Origin of the sequence: Campylobacter sp. MIT 99-7217 (assembly GCF_006864365.1) — a bacterium.
GTDB lineage: Bacteria > Campylobacterota > Campylobacteria > Campylobacterales > Campylobacteraceae > Campylobacter_D.
Genome location: NZ_QHLJ01000021.1, coordinates 1 through 4,526 on the forward strand (window position 1 = coordinate 1; position 4,526 = coordinate 4,526).

The 4,526-nt window shown below is 40.0% G+C and carries 2 rRNA genes; both read right to left on the reverse strand.

Features of this window, described 5'->3' with window-relative positions:
- Nucleotides 1–131: 131 nt before the first annotated feature.
- A 5S ribosomal RNA gene (rrf, locus tag DMB92_RS09060) occupies nt 132–248 on the reverse strand.
- Between the two features lie 460 nt (nt 249–708).
- Nucleotides 709–3,830, reverse strand: a 23S ribosomal RNA gene (locus DMB92_RS09065).
- Between the last annotated feature and the right edge of the window lie 696 nt (nt 3,831–4,526).

The following is a 4,526-nucleotide window of genomic DNA, read 5'->3' on the forward strand; positions in this document are numbered from 1 at the left end:
AAAACTTAAAACCTAAAATCCTAGAATTTAAGATGGTAAAGAATAAAAGCATTCAAGCAAACTAAACAGCCATAAAAAGAATATTAAGAATAAAGAGCAATAAAAACTAGCTAAAAGCAGATAAACTAACAAGTCCGCAATGAGCTACTTTCCCCCTGCCAGTAAGGCGTAGTATCATCACCCACGACGTGCTTAGCTTCTTGGTTCGAGATGGAGCAAGGCGTTTCCACATCTGTATAATCACGGACATTGTTATTTAAATGTTTTTAGTCTGTATAGAGCTAAGGCTTTTTAAAAAGTTTCTAAGCCTTTAAGCTATTTTCTAACTTAAAACTTTTAAAGCCATAAGATAAAGGCTCTTAATTTTAAAAAGCTTTTGGACTTAAACTGTTTAAAAAGCTTATAAATAAAGCTAAAAAAATTAAAGCTAAGTTAATTTAATACACTTTAAAAAGCTTTTAGCTCATAAACTAAGCTAGAGTTTAAAACTTTTTGAAGTTTTTAATCTTTAAATTTAAACACTCTAAGCTTTAAATTTAGCTAGACTTAGCTAAGTTTAAAAACACTTAAAAAACAATGTTAAGAGCAAGTTTTAAAAAAACGCTTTTCCTTTCTTCTTTAACTAAAGAAGTAAATTTAAGATTTATTACTTACTAGGATTTTCCTAAGAAGCCTTGTATAAACCTTAACAAGGAAGTGATGCTTTATTAAAGTAAGCCAAATGTTCTATTAGTACTGGTCAGCTAAAAGACTTTCATCTCTTACACACCCAGCCTATCAAAGTGCTAGTCTTGCACAGAACTTAGAGAAGATTCATCTTAGAGTTGGCTTCACGCTTAGATGCTTTCAGCGTTTATCCTTTCCAAACTTAGCTACGCTGCGATGCTCTTGGCAGAACAACAGCTACACCAGTGGTTTGTTCAACCCGGTCCTCTCGTACTAGGGTCAAATCTCTTCAATCTTCTTACGCCCACGGCAGATAGGGACCGAACTGTCTCACGACGTTCTGAACCCAGCTCGCGTACCGCTTTAAATGGCGAACAGCCATACCCTTGGGACCTGCTCCAGCCCCAGGATGCGATGAGCCGACATCGAGGTGCCAAACCTCCCCGTCGATGTGAGCTCTTGGGGGAGATCAGCCTGTTATCCCCGGGGTACCTTTTATCCTTTGAGCGATGGCCCTTCCACACAGAACCACCGGATCACTAAGACCGACTTTCGTCTCTGCTTGACTTGTATGTCTTGCAGTTAAGCTGGCTTATACCTTTATACTCTACGAACGATTTCCAACCGTTCTGAGCCAACCTTTGTAAGCCTCCGTTATTATTTGGGAGGCGACCGCCCCAGTCAAACTACCCACCAGACATTGTCCCACTTGAGGATAACTCAAGCTGGTTAGCTACCCAAATAAGAAAGAGTGGTATCTCAACAATGGCTCATTATGAACTGGCGTCCATAACTCAAAGCCTCCCACCTATCCTGCACATTCTTATCCAAGCAGCAGTGTCAAGCTGTAGTAAAGGTCCACGGGGTCTTTCCGTCTTGCCGCGGGTAGGAGGAATTTTCACCTCCACTACAATTTCACTGGATCCCTCTTTGAGACAGCTCCCATCTCGTTACGCCATTCATGCAGGTCGGTATTTAACCGACAAGGAATTTCGCTACCTTAGGACCGTTATAGTTACGGCCGCCGTTTACTCGGGCTTCGATCAAGAGCTTTGCTTACGCTAACCCCATCAATTAACCTTCGAGCACCGGGCAGGCGTCACACCCTATACATCCTCTTGCGAGTTAGCAGAGTGCTGTGTTTTTGGTAAACAGTCGGGAGGGACTCTTTGTTGTAAGTTTCCTTGCTTTCGGAGTAAATCCTAATACAAGGCGAACCACACCTTATACCGAAGATACGGTGCTATTTTGCAGAGTTCCTTAAAGAGAGTTCTTCCACGCGCCTTAGAATACTCATCCCACCCACCTGTGTCGGTTTACGGTACGGGCAACATTAACTAAACTTAGAAACTTTTCTTGGCTCGACGGCATCAGGGGTTCTTCTATCCATCCGAAGACTTCAAAAAGCCTTTCAGTTCTCGGAGTATTGCTATACGGATTTGCCTGTATAGCCTCCTACAACCTTAGACTAGCACTTCCATCCGCTAGCCCCCTTAGCCCTAAGCGTCCTTCCATCGCACATTAATGTTGGTATTGGAATATTAACCAATTTTCCATCGCATACCCCTTTCGGACTTTGCTTAGGACCCGACTAACCCTACGATGACGAGCATCGCGTAGGAAACCTTGGGTTTTCGGCGTTAATGATTCTCACATTAATTATCGCTACTCATGCCTGCATGCTCACTTCTATTCGCTCCAGCACTCCTTACCGGTATACCTTCAGTGCAAATAGAACGCTCTCCTACCACAGTGCCTATGAGTATTCATATTTTATATCTTGTCATTTTATTGGATTTAAAAAATTTGCAATCCAAATTTTTGAACAAAGGCGTAGTATTTTGAAGTGATTTTAAGAGTTGTAAAGTATTTTTTGATTGAGGCAAGACAAATAAGTCTGCCGATTGAGAAAAATGCGAACTCTCTTAAAAGCATTCAAAAAACAAGCCTAAAAGCAAATATAAATAATCATAGACACTATCTAAAGCTTCGGTACTTACTTTAGCCCCGTTATATTTTCCGCGCAAAATCACTAGACCAGTGAGCTATTACGCTTTCTTTAAAGGATGGCTGCTTCTAAGCCAACCTCCTGGTTGTTTAAGTAACTTCACATCGTTTTCCACTTAAGTAAGATTTGGGGACCTTAGCTGTTAGTCTGGGTTGTTTCCCTCTTGACGACGGATTTTATCACTCGCCGCCTGACTGCTGTGATTACATTAAAGGTATTCGGAGTTTGATAGGGTTTGGTACATTGGTGTATGCCCTAGCCCATTCAGTGCTCTACCCCCTTTAATTACGACACAACGCTATACCTAAATATATTTCGGAGAGAACCAGCTATCACGAAGTTTGATTGGCCTTTCACCCCTATCCACAAGTCATCCCATAGCTTTTCAACGCTAGCGGGTTCGCTCCTCCACTAGTTCTTACACTAGCTTCAAGCTGCTCATGGATAGATCACTTCGTTTCGGGTCTGCAGCATCTGACTTGTCGCCCTATTCAGACTTGCTTTCGCTACGGCTTCGCGTTTGCTTAACCTTGCCAGACACCACAACTCGCAGGCTCATTATGCAAAAGGCAGTCCATCACCCCAGATTGCTCTATGGGGCTCTGAATGATTGTAAGCAAATGGTTTCAGGTTCTATTTCACTCTGATCACCTCAGTTCTTTTCACCTTTCCCTCACGGTACTTGTGCACTATCGGTCTAGTATTAGTATTTAGGGTTGGAAAGTGGTCTTCCCAGCTTCAGACAAAATTTCTCGTGTTTCGCCCTACTCAGGATACTGCTAGGTAAAGATTGTTTTTCGCATACGGGATTATCACCCTCTAGGATTATCCTTTCCAGAATATTCTGCTAAACTTTCTTATTCCACATTGCAGTCCTACAACCCCAAGTGCAAGCACTTGGTTTGCCCTCTTACGCTTTCGCTCGCCGCTACTTACGCAATCTCTTTTGATTTCTTTTCCTGAGGGTACTAAGATGTTTCAATTCCCCTCGTTCGCTCCATTATGGTAATACATATCTCTATGTATTGGGTTGCCCCATTCGGAAATCTACGGATCAAAGCTTCTTGACAGCTCCCCGTAGCTTATCGCAGTCTAGTACGTCCTTCATCGCCTTTACTAGCCAAGGCATCCACCATTCGCTCTTAGTAGCTTACCTTTTTGAATTTACTTTTAGCGGGGCAAGTAAATTGCCCCTAAAGTAACAAAGCTAAAGGCCTACCCCGTCCAACCTAAAAGGCTCTTATGAGATAAATCAAAGAACTATCCCACAAAGCTAAAAAGATTATTTGAGTTAGACTTTAAAGAATTATCTAATCAATCTAAGAAAAGACTAAGATAAACCATAAAGCTTCATTACTTTCTAAAAATAAAATTGCATAAACAAATCAATTAAATCCTTGCTTAAAAGCATTCTTGCTATAAATACAAGATTAAGGATTAATTTGACTCATTATTTCATTCTAAAACGCATCACTTCCTTGTTAAAGTTTATATGATAAGTAAAGATTAATCCAAGACGGAAAGCATTTAATCGCTTCTTTATTGCTTACTTAATTTAATTAAGCAATAAAATGAAGTTGTGAGGATTAAAACTTATCTTTAAAATCAAACTAGCTTAATTTAGCTCAAGCTTTTAAAAAGCATAGCTTAAAGCTAAGCTACTAAAACTAAGTTAGCCATAATTTAAAAATTAAATTCAAGCTTTTAAAAGAGCTTTGAAAGTAAATTTAAATCTTAAGCTTGTTATTAGAATTTAAAGAAAGATTAAACTAGACCTATCCTTTAACAAGTCTTGTAAAATTGTTTTTATTAAAACTTGCTTGTGACTCTTAACAATGGTAAGTTAAAGAAC